Here is an 18085-nt window from a genome sequence, read left to right on the forward strand (position 1 = left end):
CGCAATCGCTTTCCCGTCCATCCCTGGCTTTGGTCTATTGTAGCTTAAGCACACGACTCACTCGCACAAGCAAGTTCCAGCTAGGTTCCTGAAGAGAAACCTGACAATACGTTCGGCAAGATCGGCAAAGCAAGACAGTCCTTGCCCGTTTCTCTTATCCAAGCTGCAACACTGGATGCAGATCGTTCATGGTCACCGTGCGCTTCTTCCACGCCACCAGGCACGTGAGCACAAAACAGCTAACGCCGATGCATGCTAGCACCACACAATCGAATCCGGCCAATCCGTAGTCGAAGCCTGTCATGATCTGGCGCATGCCCTCAACCACATAAGTCATAGGCATGAACGGATTGATGATCTGGAAAAAGTCAGGCGTAGTTTGAATGGGGAACGTACCGGCACATGCTGTCAGCTGCAGCATAAGCAAAATGATAGCAATGAACTTACCCGGAAATCCGAATGCTGCCATGAGCACCTGCATAATAGCGGCGAACACGAGCGCCGTCAGATACCCCATTGCGTAGAACGCCGCAACGTTGTCGATCTGCAGCTGCAGGCCGAACTGCAGCACCACCATGAGCAGCGTAGCCTGGATAAGCGAGAAAAACGCCACCGGTAGATAATTCGCAAAGGCAACCGTAATGGGATTGCTTCCTGACAGGATGAGACGGTTGTTGAGCGGCTTGAACACAAAGCCTGCAACCAAACCACCAACCCACAGACCCAGCGCCATGAAATACGGTGCAAAACCAGTGCCATAGTTTTTCACGTTAGTGTAGTACTCATTTGCGAGCTCGACCGGGTTGCTCATTGCGTACGCCTTGCCGTCGATGTTGGTCGTTTGATCAGAAGCAGTACGGGCGCCATCTGCCAAACCGTCCTGCAGTTCACCCGATCCGTCCACAGCACTTGCAAGGCCATCCGTAAGCGTTGCGCTGCCCTCTTCAAGCTGGGTCGCACCGTTTGCAATGCGCAAAGATCCGTCCTTGGCACTAAGGGTGCCATCTGTCAACTGACTTACGCCAACGTTAAGCTGTCCCACGCCTTCAGACAGTGTGGTGGCGCCATTTGCCGCACTTTGAGCACCAACAGTAAGTTCAGTCGCACCACTGCTTACCTGCATCGCACCAGTGGCAACTTGCGACGCGCCGGTTACGAGCGCTGCCATGTTGCCATCCACCTCTTTCGCACCAGCATCAATTTGCTCGATGACAACCCGCAATGCGGGAGCCTGTTGTATAAGCGGCATGAGCTGACCCGATAGATTCGCATACCCGACAGATAAATTATTGAGTCCGCCATAGAGTGTTTGGGGTGATGTGTCAGTCGCTGCCCCGATGCCTGCTTGAAGTTGAACGGCTCCTGTCTTAAGCGAACTCGCTCCAGCCGAAATACCACCCAGAGCACCGTGCGCCTGCTGAAGGTAAGCTTGCGCAGTCGCAACGTCACCGTTCTCCAACGCCGCTTCGGCCGCTGTAAGCAGCAAACTCACGCCATTAGCCCCGGCTTCCAAAGTTCCGGCACCTTCAACAAGGCTGCCCGCACCTGCATTTAAGCTGTCCGCAGCCCCCTGCAGGTTCTGTATTCCCGATGTGATAGATTCGGAGCCTGCTACGGCCGCCGCAGCCTGGTCAGGCCCAGGAAGAGAGCTTGTTGCTTCAGTCAGCTGCCTCACTCCTTGTGCCAATACACTTGTCCCTTCAGCTTGGAGCGTACTCACACCCGATGCTACATCATTCGCACCACCTACAACTTGAGCAGAGCCCGCGCTCAGCTTCTCTGTGCCAGTAGCGAGCGCCGCATTGCCTACACGCAACTGATCAGCACCAGCAGTAAGTGATGACGTTCCTCTCTGCAGCGTAGCGGCGCCCCTCACCAGCACTCCAAGCCCCACATCAAGCTCGTCAGCACCACGCGACAACGTACCCAGATTCGCGGTGATGGTGGTGCTGCCGTCTTGCGCTGTCACCAAACCATCACGTAGTTCACCCGCACCATCGGCGGCAATCTGGATGTCTTTACCTGAGTCGGCCACACGGCTCAGCACCGTAATCCAGTATTCCTCAGCAATGGTGTCGCTCACACGCATGCGAACTTCTTTCCACACCGTTTCGCCAATCTGTGATGCCAGCATGTTTTCGCTTTCGTTGTACTTCACCTTCAACTGCGCACGGCGGGGTGCCTCGCCATCGACTGAAGCAACACTTTCCGAAAAATCGGCGGGAATGGTGCACGTCATAAAGTAGTCGCCGTTTTCCAGCCCCTTACTCGCCTCTTCAGCCGACACGAAGTTCCACTGCAGGCCGTCGTCGTTGTTCTTCAGTTCATCAATGACATCTTCACCCAGATTACGATGCTCAGCGGCGATAACCGCACCTTTATCTTCGTTCACCACCGCAACCGGAACCGTATTCAGGCGAGCGTATGGATCTTGGAAGGCTGCCAGATACAGCGCGCCGTACAACAATGGCATGATTGCAATTGCCCCGATGACAACCCACATCACCTTCGCAGCCGTAATGTTCTTCCATTCGATCGTTGCGAAGCGAAGCCCTCTAAAACTCATAGTCTACTCCCCTTCCTTCGACAGATACACACACGTGTCGGCCATGATGGCCAATTCGCGTTCCGTGATGCCGACGATGATCCCAACATTGCGTTCGCGTGCCAGATCACGCAAAAGCAGCATAAGTCTTTTCGACTGCTCAAGAGTCAACTGCGCCTCGATGTCATCAACCACCACGATGCTGGGATGTCGTACGAACGCCAGCGAGATCCCCAAAACGGTCAGTTGTTCACTATTCAGGTCTTTGACTCGTTGATCGGCCACACTGTCAAGATGCCAGCGCCTCAGCGAAGCCATAACGTCATCGCGGCGAGGCTTGCGTCCATACAACTCGAATTCGGCACTGGTGGCATAAGCGACCGTCAGACTATCTTGTAAATCGTTCAGTCCTTCAAAGAGCGCCATGCCTACCTGCTGCGCCGCCTTTGCATGCTGACGCGGCAAGATATATCCGCCTATAGTGAGAGAGCCGCCTGTGTGTTTCATGCGACCCGCCAGCGCTAGCAAAAGCGACGTCTTGCCGCTGCCGTTGCGACCGCGCACGGCCACCAGTTCGCCTTTATGCACGCTCACGCTCACGTTGCGGAACACATAACCAACGAGTGTTTTCATTTCCAGATCACGTGCAATGATGAAAGATTCACTACCATAATCGCACTGCTCGTTTTGAAACGTGCCTGATCGCGGATCACATAGCACTTGCGACTTGGACAATTCCTGCGTCCCTTGCAGCTCACCCTTCCGCGCATGCTGAGTAAGGACAGCCTTACTATTTCCTATTTGAATTTCGTTCATGCTCTAGACCTCTCCAATTTGACTGACTAGTCAGTTTTGAAGGTATAGCTCCCGAACTACCCACGCAACGAACATTTCAGTTAGTTTGTAACGTATTTGTTAAGTCGCCTTCACGCAACCGAAACGCCATCGGGAAATACTGATTAAAGCTGTCTTGTCCCGCGCGGGCGGGCGGAATTAATCAGCGTTTCCCTCAGCCCTACCATTATACGGCACAACGGATAACCGCTTGCTGCAGTAGCTGCGACCACCATACCAGGTGGGCGCACGGATTATGCCGGGAAACACCCGAAGCGACAGCCTTGGCGAGCGGGTCGAGATGCGCCACAACAAACGATGTGCGTCGGCGCTTCCACAACAGTGCTTGGGCGCCCTTGCCCTCGTTGCGGAAACGCGCTTCCCGACGCAGTAAGTACGCAACGTAATCGAGCTCTACCGGCAACGCATCGGCTCGCATGGTACAACCTTCGCGAAGCGACAACCCGCTTTCGCGATAGCAGCGCATCACGCTGGCCGCTTCCCCTGTAGCAGCTTGCGATCCGGTTGGATTGCGGCGTATCCAGCGGCTTCCTTCGAGCGGAACAGGAGCGTTTGGCGCAAAGAGCAACTGTGTTTCGTCGATGCGCAGCCGCTGCGCACAGCGATGTTCGTCCTGATCGACAACGGGTCGCAAGGCGTTTTCAGCCGCAATACCATCTGCTCCCGCATCGTGCATTAAAAGGTCCAGATAGTCGGCTGATTCTTCATTGGTAAACATAACCGCCTGATCATACGTGGGATACGTGAACAACCGCGCCAATGCGGAACACAACAGAGCAAGCGCTTCAAGCTCTTCGAGTCCCTTAGGAGCAAGCACGTCTGACGCACCTTGCGTATCCACTCCGTTTGCACCCGTAGTAGTTGATGCGAGCACAACCGCTACGCGCTCACCCACCGCGTCTGTCGCATCCCCACTTTCCCACACGTCCATGCTTTATCCCCTACCACGCGAACAGGTAGAGAACATACTGCAGCAACTCAATCAACGCAGCAAACTCTTGAGGCGAGGCGTCTTCAACCTGCGGCGCCAAAAGCGTCAGCAAGCGATGCATGAACGCAGTCATGCGCTGCTTACCAGCTTCGGTCAGCCGAAGCTCATCGTCTTCCACCAGCCCACGCTCTTGCAGAAAAGCAGCCTGAGCGTCAAATGCTACTTCTACGCCATTTTCCCGCATTGTGTGCCAGGCAAACGACTGCTCGGAAGCAACCGAGCGCCAATCGGACATCATCGCAAGCAACGAAACGTTCGCGGATGTCATGCCGAAACGGGCAGCGGCAACCATAACTGCCTGCCGATACGCCGCCAATGCCCGTAAAACCGCCGAGGGAAACAGGCAGCCGTCAACAGGGTGGTCGCCACACGCTTCCGCATACCCGTAGAACAAATCGACCAGCTTATCGACACTTTCCTCAGTGAGTCCTGAGTTTGCCGACACCAACCGCTGACCCATCAAATGGTCGGCCAACGCAAGGCGTTCCGTCCCTTTCGACGTTGCCACGTACGCAAGCGCCCGTCGATCGTGTGCGTAACGCACCAGTGACACGAGTTCGCGCTCACGCAGCACATGCTCAAAATGCGAAATATCACCCGTTGCTCGATGGCGACGCTGCGCGTTCTTCACGGCAAGGCCGTCGCTATGTTCGGCAATATCCGCCAGCACAGCGCAGCTTTCCAATCCGATATCACATGCGCTGCGACACAGAGAATCGAGCTGTGCATGCGTGCGGCACAGTACCAGTACGAGCCCTTTGTTGGCAAGCGGCGTCCGCGATATCATCGCGCACCACCATCTGCGGCATCGGCATCAACGGCAACGGCATCAACACCCGCTGCCAGCTTGGCAGCATCACCTGGTGACACAACACCCAGTTGCGCTCGGATACGCGATGTGAGACTCTCGCGACTCATCTCCGCAGAACAGACGGGGCATAGCGTCTCGCCTTGCCCCTGTAGCACTGGCATGCCGCAGCGCTCACACGTGCCCGCCGCCCGCCGATAGCGATCAACCTGTCGAAACGGATGAGGAAACGCACGATAGTCGCGCGAAAGCGCATGCTCGGGACACACCGCAAGACACAGTCCGCAATCGACGCAGGTTCCCGGAACAAACGAATAGGAGAATTCGCCTTCATCAAGCGAATGGCAAATAGTCCCCGTTGGGCACATTTGCATACACACGCCACAAGCACGGCACCGCTCCTGGTTAACAACAAGCTCTGGCCACGCGTAATTGCATGTGCTCGAAACACCGCGCACCTGCTGGCCCCACACGTCTTGCAAGCGCTTTCGCCATGCGGGAACGTGCTTCCCTTTCTGGCGCAGCACCAGCGCCGACGTGCGCGACAGCTTCCCCACCGCACGACGCGAGCCATGGAACAACGCACGGATACTCGGCCGCGCGCCACGTACTTCCAACGGCTTCCGATCAGCTTGATTACAGGATACCTGCGGCAGAAAGAGCGGTGTGCTTTCGTGCAGGTTCGACGCTTTGTGAGTCCCTTGCAGCATGCGGAAAGCGCAGGTTACGTTGCTTTCAAACGTTGGAGCAAGCCGCGTGAACAGCCGGCACGTAGCACAATGGTCGGTAAACAGTTCGCACGCACGCGACAGCGCCAACTCGAACAATACACCCGGACTAAGCGCCGCCAAACAGGTGCCCAGCTGATAGCTTCGATCTTCTTGAGAAAGCGATTCCAACTGTCCATACGGCAGAAAGCAGCGAATGCGCACATATTCCTGACGTTCGATGCGGTTCACCAGCTGACGCTCGGTGAAACTGGATGATTCGAATACCTCAAGCGGGCAAGCCGTTAAGCATTGCCCGCACTGCATGCATCGCAAAGCATTGAGCTGGGGAGCACGTTGACTAAGGTCGATTGTAATAGCGCCGCCAGGGCATGAGTCGCTACACAGCGAGCAGCTTCCCCAGACGCTGCGCGCATGAAGGCACCGCTCCGCATGGAGCTCAATGGCAATCTTGTTCGTGCGATCGCCCGATGCCATTCCCCCTCCTTGTTTTCGCAAGCGCCGCTTACGCAGGGCAAGACGGCTCTAATCAGCGTTCCCCTAACCGCAAGCTTACCCGCACCTTCGCCCTCAACCAAAACCGACAAAGAGTCTCCGTCTTACAGCGCTTCGACGAGCTTTTTTTGCAGTGCAGCGAATGCCCGGTAGTACGCGCAACGTGTCTCGCGCGCAACATCGTCGCTAAACCCAGGAACCCACACTCGCACATGCTCATCGATGAACTGAGCCAACTTCTCTTCGGCACTCATGCCCTTCTCGGCAAGGTATGCGGGATCGGTAGCCAGCATGCTGCAGAACTGCCATTCGTTGTCGATCAAATCAACGCTGTCATTGTACCCCTTCGGACGCACCACTCCGCAGAAGCGCATGAAGTCCTGAACGCCCGTGGAGATGTCGTTGATCATGTAGAACACCGTTTCTTGCCCTTGTGCCTTCTTGCGCCACGCACCTTCGGTGTTTTCCACCAAATGATCGATCAGGAACAGGCGCGTGTATTCCTGGCGAATCTCGTGCAAAACGTCCTGCTCGTCACGCCCGCGGTATTCCTCAAGCTCATCGAGAAAAGCGCTCAACGGTTCTTCGGGCAAGTCGAGCGCACGCCACGTACGTGCCACGTCGCTTGCCAGCGTGCCTTCGGCAACCAAACGTGCCCGCTCCACCGTAGGAGCAGCAAACGCCACCGACAGCAGCGAGAACATGTTTGACAGATTCGTCACCGGCATGAGTAGTCTCCTTCACGAGTGAAACGGATAGAACGGCCGAAAAGCGTACGGCCGAAAAGCGGCCGAGCCGCCAGCGCTCGCGAAACCCTTCGCGGCGACAGGCGGCTCGGCAACCGACATTCTCTTACGACAGGTAATAGATGTTGGGGCCGGTACCCTCTTCGGGCAGCAGCGTGAAGTTCTCGCGCTCAGCAAGCAGCTTCGACACGTCGGACTCAGGATCGTCCAAGTCGCCGAAGAAGCGGGCGTGGGCAGGGCAACCCTCCACACACGCCGGCACCTTACCGTCGGCCACGCGGAAGTAGCACAAGTTGCACTTCTCCACCGTGCCGCCCGGATGCTCGGGAGCCAACTGGTTGCCAACCGGGAAGTCAACAAACCACTGCGGTTCATCAGCGAGCAGCGTGCGAACGCCCTCGTACGGGCACGACTCGATGCAGGTCTTGCAGCCGATGCACTCTTCGCCGTTCTGCATGACGATGCCGGTTTCTTCGTCCTTGTACGTGGCACCCGTAGGGCACGCAGCAACGCAAGCAGGATTGTCGCAGTGGTTGCACTGCACCGGCGTGAAGGACATCTGACAATTGCCGTACTCGCCCGACGGGGTGTTCGGCTGATCGCCACCCACGGTGAGCGTGCGGTTCCAGAACACGTCATTGGGAATGTTGTTCTCAAGCTTGCAAGCCACGCCGCACGACCAGCAGCCGATGCAGCGCTTCGTGTCAACAGCGATAGCGTAATGTGCCATGATTTACTCCTCCACCTTCTCGTCCCAAGGCTCGATGGCAACACGGTTGTCGAAGAACGAGCAGTTCACTGCATAGGGATCAACGTAGTCAGTGGTGATCTCGCCCATGGAGCCCGACTTGCTTTCGTTTTCCGCATAGCCCTTGAAGTAGCAGGTCATGCCAGGACGCATGCCCACATGGTACGCGGCCTTCATCACGCAGTGACCCAACCAGTTGTGCACCTTGATGTAGGCTCCGTCTTCCACACCGTACTTCTTGGCGTCGTCGGGGTTGACGAACAGTACCGGCTCGGGTGCCACTTCCCTGGCCCACGTGCCCATGAACTGCGTCATATGCACACGGGTGGGGTTGCGCCACGAGATGCACAGCAACGGGTAGTCGGCAGCGTACTCGGAGTTTTCGCCAGCAATCTTGTTCTCGAAGTAGGTGGGCATCTTCTCGCGATCGAAGATGGATTCCACGTCGAAGTTTGAAGGCGTGCGGGGCACGGGCGTGTCAACGTAGAAGTACAAACGACCCGTAGTGGTGATGAAGTTCTTCAGATCCTTGTTACCAATGTAGGGCTGTTCCTTCACGTAGCGCATTTCCTTGTTCTCGCGCAGAGTATCAAGGGTGATGCCACACTCCACAGCGGCGGCTACGTCATCGAAGGTGCCCTTCCACCAGTCTTCGTCGGTCACGTCGCACACAGCGTCTTCCACACCCAAATACGGTGCGAGGAAGCGGGCGATTTCAGAGTCAGGCTTGGCCTCGTACATAGGATCGATGCACTTCTCGGAAATACGCACGTTGTGCTCGTGAGACAGCGGCACCACGTCTTCGAACTCGTACATATCGCAGGCGGGCAGTACGATGTCGGCCATCTTGGCGGTGTCGGTCATCCATGGGTCGATAACCACTACCTGCTCCAGCTTGCGCAGGAACTCGTCTTTCACGCGGTTGGAATTCACCGAGCCACCGATCATGCCACCGTGGGACACGATGAGGTCCTTCACCGGATAATCCTTGCCCATGAGCTGACCAGAATTCATAACGTCGCACGCAGCAAGGAACGTCACCGAGGATACCATCTTGCCGTTGGAAGGTGCACAAAGCGCATGGCCGAAGAAGTTGCCATACATGGCGTCAAAGCCACCGACGGAACGACCGGGCTCACCAAAATTACCCGTCATAGCGATAAGCGCCGACATGGCGTAGGCCTGATGCAGGCCGTTCTCGTAGGCACCACCACCGAAGTTGATATAGTGCGCAATCTTGTTTTCAGGCTGCAGCATATCGTAGAGGAAGTTGAAGTCGTCCTCTGAGATGCCGGTCACGTTCATCACGTAGTCCAGCGTGTAGGACTGCACATGCTCTTTGAACAGATCCCATGCGGTAACGTAGTTCTCTTCGCCGGTGTAGCTCCACGCGGGATTCTTGCAGTCCTGATACGACATGATCTCGCCCGAATCGGCGTCTTGCACCATGTTCGGCTTGATCATCTGCGGCTCGCCCGTTACCCAGAACGGCGCACCTTCGACTTCTTCCTCACCCACTACGTACATACCATCAGCCTTGTTCACCAAGAACGGCGCGCAGGTGTAGTTCAACACGAAATCGGCCTTGTATGTTTCTTCGTCCATGAACTTCTTAACAAGACCCAAGAACAGCGCCGGGTCGGTACCGGGCTTTACAGGAATCCATTTGTCGGCCTTTGCCACGGTGGGGCTAAACAGCGGGTCGATGCACACGATTTTCGCACCAGCCTCCTGAGCATTGGCCAGGTGCTGCCACATCTGAATCTGAGCGCCAACCGGATTCGCACCGGCCATCAGAATGTAATCGGAGTTCACGAAGTCCTGCGGCTCATTCTGATCGAACCACTGGACGCCCGCACGGGTTAAGCCCGTGTTGGTGGCATTATCGAACGAATAGTCCCACTTCGTGCAGGCAGTGGCGTTAAACAGGCGCATGATAAGACCTGCGTTGCCGTTGAGCGACCCTTGCGCGCCGCCGCCACCCTGATAGTAGGTGTTGGCCAGAGGCCCGAACTGCTCTTCAGTGCGCTTCCACTGCTCGCCGATCAGTTCGCCAGCCTCTTCCCAGGTGATGCGCTCCCATTCGTCCTTGCCGCGCATCTCGCCGTTGGGATTGTCGAGCGAATACCCCACGCGCTTCATGGGGTACTGCACGCGAGCAGGCGAATACGCGCGCAGGATGCGCGAGCGGCCCTTCAAGCACGTACGGTAAGCGTAGTCGGGCTTGGGCAGCATGTGGCTCACGTTGCCGTTGCGCGTGTAGATGTTGTACTGGCAGAACGAGCAGCTCCACGAGCAGGTGCAGAAGAATTCCTGCTCTTCGGCGAGCTCGACGCCAGCAGCGTTCTCGTCTTCAACGAGATTTGAGTTCTTGGTGTCCTGCGAGCAGGATCCCAGAGTGGCCGCCGCAGCGACGCTGGCAGTAACGGCACCTGCGCCTTTGAGGAAATTGCGACGGGTTAAGCTTTCTCCCATTGTTCCCCCTTCATGGTTGTGCCCGCAATGCGCGGGCCCTTCGATTGTCTGGCTCCGGAATACCATGGGGAAAGTATAGAGTCTCCACACGGAGTAAGATTATCCGAGATGGAGATAATTTTTTCATTTTCATTTTTGATGTAATTACGGTTCGATCGCGCGTTTCACCACATCAAATGCTTGTTTTCCCACAGATGAGAGCGCATACAACCGTTGCCTTGCGTCACATTTTTGGCCCGCTTGCCGGCTGAGCGGCACCGCTCGCGCAAGGCGCGCCGCGCACAGCTGCCGAAGTGCCATCGACACACTCGATTGCCCCAAACCGGCAACAGCACATACGTCACCTACCGTACATGTTTGTGTGCACCCAAGCGCAAGCAGCACACGGCAGGCACCCATCGACAGGTGCGCCGGCAAACAGCCGCCCGAAGGCATCGAGAGAGGCGAAGATGCGGCCAACAGGGAAAATGTGGCCGGTTTGCAAGATGCCGAAGATGCGGCCGTTTCCTTGTTCTGCGATTTCTCGTGCTGTATCACGCAGCAGACGCAGGCGTACCCGCCGATCACAACGTCAAGATCAACATTTGCTGTGCGTTTGAGTTCGAACAGCACCGACCGGGCACGTGCTTCCAGTCGAAATAGGTTTCGTCGCAAGTCACGATCATCAAGCGAAGCGCGCACCATACGAAGCGCCGCAAGCTTCGACATGCACCGACTTACCGTAGGTGCAGACAAGCCAGCACGATCGGCGATTTCCTTGTTCGAGAGCGGCTCGTTGTCTTGCAGAACGCGCATGATGCTCACGTGGTTGAGTGCCAGACCGCTCCCCGCAAGCGCGCACTCTACGCGAGAAATCCCCTGTAGGAAGACAACCACACTGTCAGTTTCTGTCACTTTTGCTGCCCGATCTGAGAAGAAGTGGCTGGGCCGCAAGGATTCGAACCTTGATAGCTGGTACCAAAAACCAGAGTCCTGCCGTTGGACGACGGCCCAATAACCAAGAGGAACCGCCTACGAATGAAACATGGCAGTTCGGAGGATGTTCATTCGAGTCTCTTATGGTGGTGGGCCGTCGGGGACTCGAACCCCGGACCTTGGGATTAAAAGTCCCCTGCTCTACCAACTGAGCTAACGGCCCATCAAAACTCGCAACCTGGTATTCTAGCGGTTGCAGACGGTTTGGTCAATGGTTTGTCAGATACCGAGCACGTTTACTGCAAGGCCCCAAAACACGCCTGTTGCATACAAGCCAGCTACGATGGCTGCATTTTGTGCCGGGCGGCGGTTCGCCCGAACAAGCACCAATAAGCCAACGCCTGCACCAACCAGCAATCCTGCGAGCATGGCACCTGCACTTAGCACGCCTTCTATATACAGCTGAGCCACCACTACACTCGCTGCACAATTGGGAATAAGCCCCACAAGCGCCGCACCGAACACCGCCAACGTTGGGTTCGCGCTGAGAAACGACGCGAGCGCCTCTTCCCCCACGAAAGCGAGCACTGCGTTCAACACCAGCGACACAACAAACACGAACAACGTCACCTGCAACGTATGCGCAAGCGCGCTGCGCACGATACTCCCATGGTCGTGATCATGCTCGTGGTTATGCTCGTGATGAGAATGGTCACACCCATGCGAGCAGTCATCGCGATGTCCGTATGCCAGCTCGGGGTTCGCCGCACACGTAGCGCATTGACTGGCGCACCCGCAATGATCGTGCTCGCAGAGCTCATGGATGCGAAGCTTCTGGTTATCGCGCCGCGCCAAGCGCAAGGCTGCATCAATCAGAAAGCCCATGAGCATGCCGATGACCACCTTCGTGCCCAGCACCTTCGCGATGACCACCGGATCAACCTGTTCAGCCAAAAAGATCGGCAGCATTTCATCGGAGGTGGACAAAAAAACCGCAAACAGCGTGCCAAGCGTAACCACACGGCCCGCATACAACGTAGCTGCCGCCGCCGAGAACCCGCACTGCGGAAATGCGCCCACCAACGCGCCAACCGCCGGCCCCGCAGCACCCGCATGCTTGATAGCCGCTTGAGCCTTGCCCCCCGCCTTGTGCTCGAGCCATTCCATGGCAAGGTAAGTGACCAGCAAAAATGGTATGAGATACACCGTATCCAGCAGCGAATCGACCACAACGTCGAAAAACGTTTCATATGTTGTATGCGCATGTTCCATGAAAGCGATTGTAACGAAACCAGGCAACGGGGAAACGTCACGCAACACTCCGTTTCCCCTTCTCCATAGTGTCATCACGAGAAAGCAGCTGCTTTGCAACGAACAAGAAGACAAAGGGGGCAACAGGGTGGTTCCACCTGCATGACACGCCGCTGACAAAGGGGACACGTGCCCTATGAGCAGCTGAAACGTTTGTAACAATCGTGACAACGGACGCGCGTGCGGCGAGCGCGTTTCGCCACGCAGCCATGAGTAGCTTTGCCCCGGCACAGCAAGCGACGTCTTTGGTTGCGGCGCGTTAGCCGCACGGGTTGCCAACACTTCAACTGCCGGCTTGCACGCTGGCCTGCCGAAAACCAACCGGGAAGGAGCTGCCCATGAAAGGCAACCAGAAACTCATCGACAAATTGAATTCGCTTCTGGCCGACGAGCTGACGTCAATCAACCAGTACATGGTTCATGCCGAAATGTGTGAGGATTGGGGCTACGGCAAACTGAGCGAAAACGTGAAGCGCCATGCTATCGACGAGATGAAGCATGCCGAGCGCCTGATCGAGCGCATCTTATTCCTTGAAGGAGCACCCATCGTGTCTAAGCTGCACGCCATGCACATTGGCGCCGACGTGCCGGCACAAGTGGAAAACGACCTTGAGCTTGAGATACACGCCGTTGAAGAATACAACGACGCCATCGTGCTTGCCGCCGAGGCTATGGATCATGCAACACGCGATCTGCTGATTGGCATCCTGGCCGATGAAGACAAGCATGTCGACTACTTGGAAGAGCTTCAGGATCAGATCGACCAGATGGGCCTGCCGGTATTCTTGTCAACGCAGGCGTAGGGCATGCTCGCGGTACTGCGCAGAGAAGGGCGCAAAGAAGGGTGCCGCAAACCCCCGCAGCACCCTTCCTGTTCGTTTCGCCTTGCAAGCTAAAAGCGCGCTTAGAACATTCCTTCCAGACCCATACCGGTGCCCTTCGAGAACTCTTTTGCCGCCTCGGCCTTCTTCTGCGCGGCGTCTTCCTTCAGCTCGTTGATGCTGGCCTCACCAATAAGGATCAGGCTGGCCACGGAAAGCGCCGATTGCAGCGCCACGCGGGTAACCTTCACCGGGTCGATGACGCCCATGTCGATCATGTTGCCGTACTCGCCGTTGGCGCAGTTTAAGCCTTCGCCCGTAGGCAAGCCCTGCACGCGATCCACCACGACATCGGGCTTGAAACCCGAATTCTCGGCAATGGCGCGCAGTGGCTCTTCCATCGCCGCACGAACGATGTCAACGCCAATGCGCTCGGTGTCGTCAGCGACTTCCAGCTCATCAAGACACAGCGCCGCTTCGGCCAGTGCAACGCCACCACCAGAGACGATGCCTTCTTCCACGGCAGCACGAGTTGCTTGCAGTGCGTCCTCGATGCGGCTCTTCTTCTCGGTTGCCTCGGACTCGGTAACAGCACCCACCTTCAGCACCGCAACACCGCTGGCCAGCTTGGCCAAGCGCTCTTTATACTTCTCGCGGTCGAAGTCGTCTTCGGCGCGACCGAAATCGGCGCGGGCCTCGGCAATGCGCTTCTCGATGGCGGCAGGATCGCCCTGTCCGCCCACAATAAGCGTGAACTTGCGGTCGATCTTCACCGTGCGGGCACTGCCCAGCATGCTCAAGCGCGCGTCAGACAGGAACAAGCCGTTGTGCTTACTCACAACGTCGGCACCCGTAACGACGGCGATGTCTTCCAAGATGCTCTCGCGACGATCGCCCCAGCCTGGTGCACGAATGGCACCCATTTTCAGCGTGCCGCGCTCGTTGTTCATGAGCAGGGTCGCCAGCGCTTCGCCCTTGAGCTGCTCGCATACAATGAACAGCGGTCGTCCCGTTTTCGCGACTTCCTCCAGCAACGGCAGGATATCCTGCACGTTGGTAATGGTGTAGTCGGTCAGCAGGATGTAGGGGTCCTCAAGCAGGCAAACATCGCCATCGTTGGCCATGGCGGGCGACAGGTAGCTGCGCTCGTACTGCATGCCTTCGATGATTTCCATTTCCATCTCGAAGGTCTTGCCGTCTTCAACCAAAATGGCGCCATCTTGCCCAACGGCATCCATGGCTTCGGCGATGATGTTGCCGATTTCCACATCCCCAGCAGAAATGGTACCGATGTTGGCGATCTGCTCTTTGCCGGTAACCGGAGTGGCAGCATTGCGCACTGCTTCGACCACAGCGTCGCACGCCTTCTGCATGCCACGGCGGATTCCCAGCGGCTCGGAGCCAGCCACGATGTTCTTCAGACCCTCGCGCACCAGCACGTCAGCCAAAATAGTCGCCGTCGTGGTGCCGTCGCCCGCGATCTCGTTCGTTTTGATGGCGGCTTCGCGCACCAGCATGGCACCCATCTGCTGAGTGGGATCAGGCAGGTCGATTTCTTTGGCAACGGTCACGCCGTCATTGGTGATAATGGGCATGCCCTCGCCAAAGCGCTGACCCTGCAAACATACGTAGCGTCCTTTTGGCCCGAGCGTCAGGCGAACCACAGCGGCAAGCTTGCTAACGCCTGCAGCCAGATCGGCGCGTGCTTCACCGGCGTACTCGATATTTTTGGACATTCTGTCATTCCTTTCGCCCTTGCCTTCCGCATCCTTTGCGAATGCGACGTGGGGCAAGGGGGGCGGCGCGCAGCCGCCCCTCAATCAGATCAGCTAACCTGCACGGACTACATCATGCCCATGCCGCCACCCTGGGAAGCGGTGGCAGCTGCCATAGCGGCAGCCTGCTTCTGGGCGGCGTCTTCCGGAATCTCGGTGACGGTGGCCTCGGTGATAAGAATCAGGCTGGCCACGGAAACCGCCGACTGCAGCGCGGTACGGGTAACCTTCACCGGGTCGTTCACACCCATCTCGATCATATTGCCGTACTCGCCGTTGGCGCAGTTCAGACCCTCGCCCTTCGGCATGGAGCGAACCTTCTCGATAACGACGCTGCCCTCGTAACCGGAGTTCTGAGCAATAGCGCGAAGCGGAGCCTCGATAGCCTTGCGAACGGTGGCAATGCCAACCTCTTCGTCCTTGGTGTCGCCCTTCAGGTCGTCAAGCACGCTGATGACGTCTACGAGTGCAACGCCGCCACCAGCGATGATGCCCTCTTCGACAGCAGCGCGGGTTGCCTGCAGTGCGTCCTCGATGCGGCTCTTCTTCTCCTTCAGCTCCGACTCGGTAGCAGCGCCAACCTTCAGCACTGCAACGCCGCCGGACAGCTTCGCCAGGCGCTCCTGCAGCTTCTCGCGGTCGAAGTCGCTTTCGGCACGCTCGAGCTCGCCCTTCACGCGGTTGATGCGGTCGTCGATAGCCTGACGCTCGCCAGCACCGTCAACGAACAGCACGTGATCCTTCGTCACCTTGACGGTGCGGCAGTGGCCCATCATGTCGATGCGGGCGTCGGCCAAGGTCATGCCGAAGTCCTTGTCGATAACCTGAGCACCAGTAACAGCAGCAATGTCTTCCAGAATGCGCTTGCGGCGATCGCCAAAGCCGGGAGCCTTCACAGCGACGCAGTTGAAGGTGCCGCGCAGCCTGTTCAGCAGGATGGTTGCCAGCGCTTCGCCCTCGACGTCTTCAGCCATGATGAGCAGCGGACGGCCGGACTTCATGATTTCTTCCAGCAGCGGAACCATGTCGTTGATGCTGGTAATCTTCTGATCGGTGAGCAGGATGAAGGGGTCGGCCAGAACCGCTTCCATCTTCTCCATGTCGGTAGCCATGTAGGGGCTGATGTAGCCGCGATCGTACTGCATGCCCTCCACGATCTCGACATCCATGCCGAAGGTCTGGCTCTCTTCAACGGAGATGGCACCGTCACGGCCGACAGCGTCCATAGCCTCGGCGATCTTGTTTCCAATTTCCTCGTCACCAGCGGAGATGGTACCAACGTTTGCAATCTGCTCCTTGGTGGAAACCGGGGTGGCGTCTTCCTTGATGGCCGCAACGATGGCGTCGGTGGCCTTCTGAATGCCGCGACGGATGCCCAGGGCGTCGGCACCAGCGGTAATGTTGCGCAGGCCCTCGCGAACGATGACGTCGGCCAGCAGGGTGGCGGTGGTGGTGCCGTCACCAGCAACGTCGTTGGTCTTCACCGCAGCCTCGCGAACCAGCATGGCTCCCATCTGCTCAACCGGATCGGGCAGGTCGACCTCGCGCGCAACGGTAACGCCGTCGTTGGTGATGAGCGGCGCACCATAAGGCTTCTCGAGCGCGACGTAGCGGCCCTTGGGGCCAAGCGTGACACTAACGGCGGCAGCGAGCTTGCTTACGCCGGAAGCGAGGGCGGCGCGGGCATCGCCCTCAAACTTGATGTTCTTTGCCATTTCTTACATCCTTTCTTACGATTCGCCGGCCCCAAAACCCCTTCACAGGAAGGCGGGCGAACCACTTGTTACCTTAGATTGCGCTTGAATGCGCTTAGATGCGCCTGAATGCGCTGAAGCACCCGGTTTATTCGTAAACGGCGAGCAGCTCGTCAGAGCGAAGAATGACTACTTCGTCGCCGTCCATCTTGATGGACGTGCCGTTGTACTTGCCGTACACCACGTGGTCGCCAACCTTCACCGGAACGGGAACCATGTTGCCGTTTTTGTCCATCTTGCCTTCGCCGACAGACAGCACAATGCCGCTGGAGGGCTTTTCCTTGTTCTCAGAAGCGATGAGCAGGCCAGAAGCGGTAGTCTCTTCGGCCTCGTCTTGCTTGACGATTACGCGGTCGCCCAGGGGTTTCAACATAACAGTGCCTTCCTTTCAATTCTCACATGCGAGCTTTGTGCCCACGTGCTTAACCACTCGGTTAACGTGATTGCTAGCACTCTCAAGTTTCGAGTGCTAAACGCAGGTGCCACTATACCACAGGCACATGCAAGTTGACTGCCACCGTCACCAAATCGCGATAAGTAAGAGGAAGGAAGTATTCGCGAAGACGCGCGGTACGGAGTAGATCCGAACCGCGCGTCTTGCCTGAGTACGTCTTGCCTGATCGCGTGTTTCGTAAGCGCATCTTCCATGATCAGCGCTCATCTACGGTGTCCGCCTATGCGGCGCGGCGCGTGAGGAAGTTCACGATGGCGATAAACACGATCGATCCCAGCAGCGCCACCACGAACGACCACAGGTTAAACCCGGTGAAGCCCTGCGCACCAAACAGGCTCATGATGAATCCGCCCACCAGTGCGCCGATGATGCCAACGACAATGTTGCGGACCAAACCGCCTTCCTGCTTCATGATTGCGCCACCCGCCCAGCCGGCCAAGCCGCCGATAATGATCCAAACGATGATACTCATAGCAACTCCTTTCCACGTTGACTGTGAATACAGCCTAGCGGACGGAGTGTATTGCCGAACTCCGCATACATCAGGCGTGAACCGGCTGTCAGCAAGCCGTTATCGCCCCTTCGCCACACAGCGCTGTGATCAAGCGAACAATCAAACACGCGATAATACACACAAGGGTGATTATGGGAGTTCTCAACAATT

The 18085-nt window shown here is 57.2% G+C and carries 15 protein-coding genes and 2 tRNA genes; 1 reads left to right on the forward strand and 16 read right to left on the reverse strand.

Going from position 1 to position 18085, the window contains the following annotated elements; all coding sequences use genetic code 11:
- Positions 1 to 154 precede the first annotated feature (154 nt).
- The 12 genes from G7Y44_RS04840 to G7Y44_RS04895 all read right to left on the reverse strand — a co-directional run bounded on the left by G7Y44_RS04840 (position 155) and on the right by G7Y44_RS04895 (position 12578).
- Entirely contained in the window at positions 155 to 2566 is a 2412-nt protein-coding gene (locus tag G7Y44_RS04840) for a YhgE/Pip family protein (RefSeq protein ID WP_165248021.1), read from the reverse strand.
- A 3-nt stretch (positions 2567 to 2569) separates the two neighbouring features.
- Positions 2570 to 3361, reverse strand: a complete 792-nt coding sequence (locus tag G7Y44_RS04845; protein ID WP_165248022.1) for an ABC transporter ATP-binding protein — start codon at positions 3359 to 3361, stop codon at positions 2570 to 2572.
- A gap of 205 nt (positions 3362 to 3566) precedes the next feature.
- The gene (locus G7Y44_RS04850; protein ID WP_165248023.1) at positions 3567 to 4331 is read right to left on the reverse strand and encodes a molecular chaperone TorD family protein; all 765 of its coding nucleotides are present in this window, start codon (positions 4329 to 4331) and stop codon (positions 3567 to 3569) included.
- Between the two features lie 10 nt (positions 4332 to 4341).
- The gene (locus G7Y44_RS04855; RefSeq protein WP_165248025.1) at positions 4342 to 5178 is read right to left on the reverse strand and encodes a hypothetical protein; all 837 of its coding nucleotides are present in this window, start codon (positions 5176 to 5178) and stop codon (positions 4342 to 4344) included.
- Positions 5175 to 6404, reverse strand: a complete 1230-nt coding sequence (locus G7Y44_RS04860; protein ID WP_165248026.1) for a 4Fe-4S dicluster domain-containing protein — start codon at positions 6402 to 6404, stop codon at positions 5175 to 5177. Before G7Y44_RS04860 ends, G7Y44_RS04855 begins: the two co-directional genes overlap by 4 nt.
- A gap of 122 nt (positions 6405 to 6526) precedes the next feature.
- Positions 6527 to 7150 carry a TorD/DmsD family molecular chaperone gene (locus G7Y44_RS04865; RefSeq protein ID WP_165248028.1) on the reverse strand — a complete coding sequence of 208 codons (624 nt, stop codon included), beginning with the start codon at positions 7148 to 7150 and terminating at the stop codon, positions 6527 to 6529.
- A 124-nt stretch (positions 7151 to 7274) separates the two neighbouring features.
- Entirely contained in the window at positions 7275 to 7898 is a 624-nt protein-coding gene (locus G7Y44_RS04870) for a 4Fe-4S dicluster domain-containing protein (RefSeq protein ID WP_165248029.1), read from the reverse strand.
- 3 nt (positions 7899 to 7901) lie between these two features.
- Positions 7902 to 10391 (reverse strand): molybdopterin-containing oxidoreductase family protein, encoded by a 2490-nt coding sequence (locus G7Y44_RS04875; protein WP_165248031.1) that lies wholly within the window; start codon positions 10389 to 10391, stop codon positions 7902 to 7904.
- Positions 10392 to 10535: 144 nt separating this feature from the next.
- Complete coding sequence (locus tag G7Y44_RS04880; RefSeq protein WP_165248033.1) at positions 10536 to 11285, reverse strand: MarR family transcriptional regulator; 750 nt, start codon at positions 11283 to 11285, stop codon at positions 10536 to 10538.
- A 25-nt stretch (positions 11286 to 11310) separates the two neighbouring features.
- Positions 11311 to 11384: transfer RNA gene (locus G7Y44_RS04885), tRNA-Gln, on the reverse strand.
- A 69-nt stretch (positions 11385 to 11453) separates the two neighbouring features.
- Positions 11454 to 11529: transfer RNA gene (locus G7Y44_RS04890), tRNA-Lys, on the reverse strand.
- 56 nt (positions 11530 to 11585) lie between these two features.
- Positions 11586 to 12578, reverse strand: a complete 993-nt coding sequence (locus tag G7Y44_RS04895; RefSeq protein WP_165248082.1) for a putative manganese transporter — start codon at positions 12576 to 12578, stop codon at positions 11586 to 11588.
- 377 nt (positions 12579 to 12955) lie between these two features.
- Between G7Y44_RS04895 and bfr the strand changes: the two genes are divergently transcribed.
- Positions 12956 to 13420 carry a bacterioferritin gene (bfr, locus tag G7Y44_RS04900; RefSeq protein ID WP_165043972.1) on the forward strand — a complete coding sequence of 155 codons (465 nt, stop codon included), beginning with the start codon at positions 12956 to 12958 and terminating at the stop codon, positions 13418 to 13420.
- Positions 13421 to 13521: 101 nt separating this feature from the next.
- Here the strand turns inward: bfr and groL (G7Y44_RS04905) are convergent, their stop codons facing one another.
- From groL (G7Y44_RS04905) to G7Y44_RS04920, 4 genes are all read right to left on the reverse strand, one after another.
- The gene (gene groL, locus G7Y44_RS04905; protein ID WP_165043974.1) at positions 13522 to 15174 is read right to left on the reverse strand and encodes a chaperonin GroEL; all 1653 of its coding nucleotides are present in this window, start codon (positions 15172 to 15174) and stop codon (positions 13522 to 13524) included.
- Between the two features lie 107 nt (positions 15175 to 15281).
- On the reverse strand, positions 15282 to 16928 hold the full coding sequence (groL, locus tag G7Y44_RS04910; protein WP_165043976.1) for a chaperonin GroEL: 1647 nt from the start codon (positions 16926 to 16928) through the stop codon (positions 15282 to 15284).
- Positions 16929 to 17055: 127 nt separating this feature from the next.
- A complete protein-coding gene (locus G7Y44_RS04915) occupies positions 17056 to 17340 on the reverse strand; it encodes a co-chaperone GroES (RefSeq protein ID WP_165248034.1) in 285 nt (94 codons plus the stop codon).
- Positions 17341 to 17641: 301 nt separating this feature from the next.
- Positions 17642 to 17893 carry a GlsB/YeaQ/YmgE family stress response membrane protein gene (locus tag G7Y44_RS04920; protein WP_165043980.1) on the reverse strand — a complete coding sequence of 84 codons (252 nt, stop codon included), beginning with the start codon at positions 17891 to 17893 and terminating at the stop codon, positions 17642 to 17644.
- Positions 17894 to 18085 lie beyond the last annotated feature (192 nt).

The sequence above is a fragment of the Adlercreutzia sp. ZJ141 genome (assembly GCF_011038965.1).
Taxonomy (GTDB): Bacteria; Actinomycetota; Coriobacteriia; order Coriobacteriales; family Eggerthellaceae; genus ZJ141.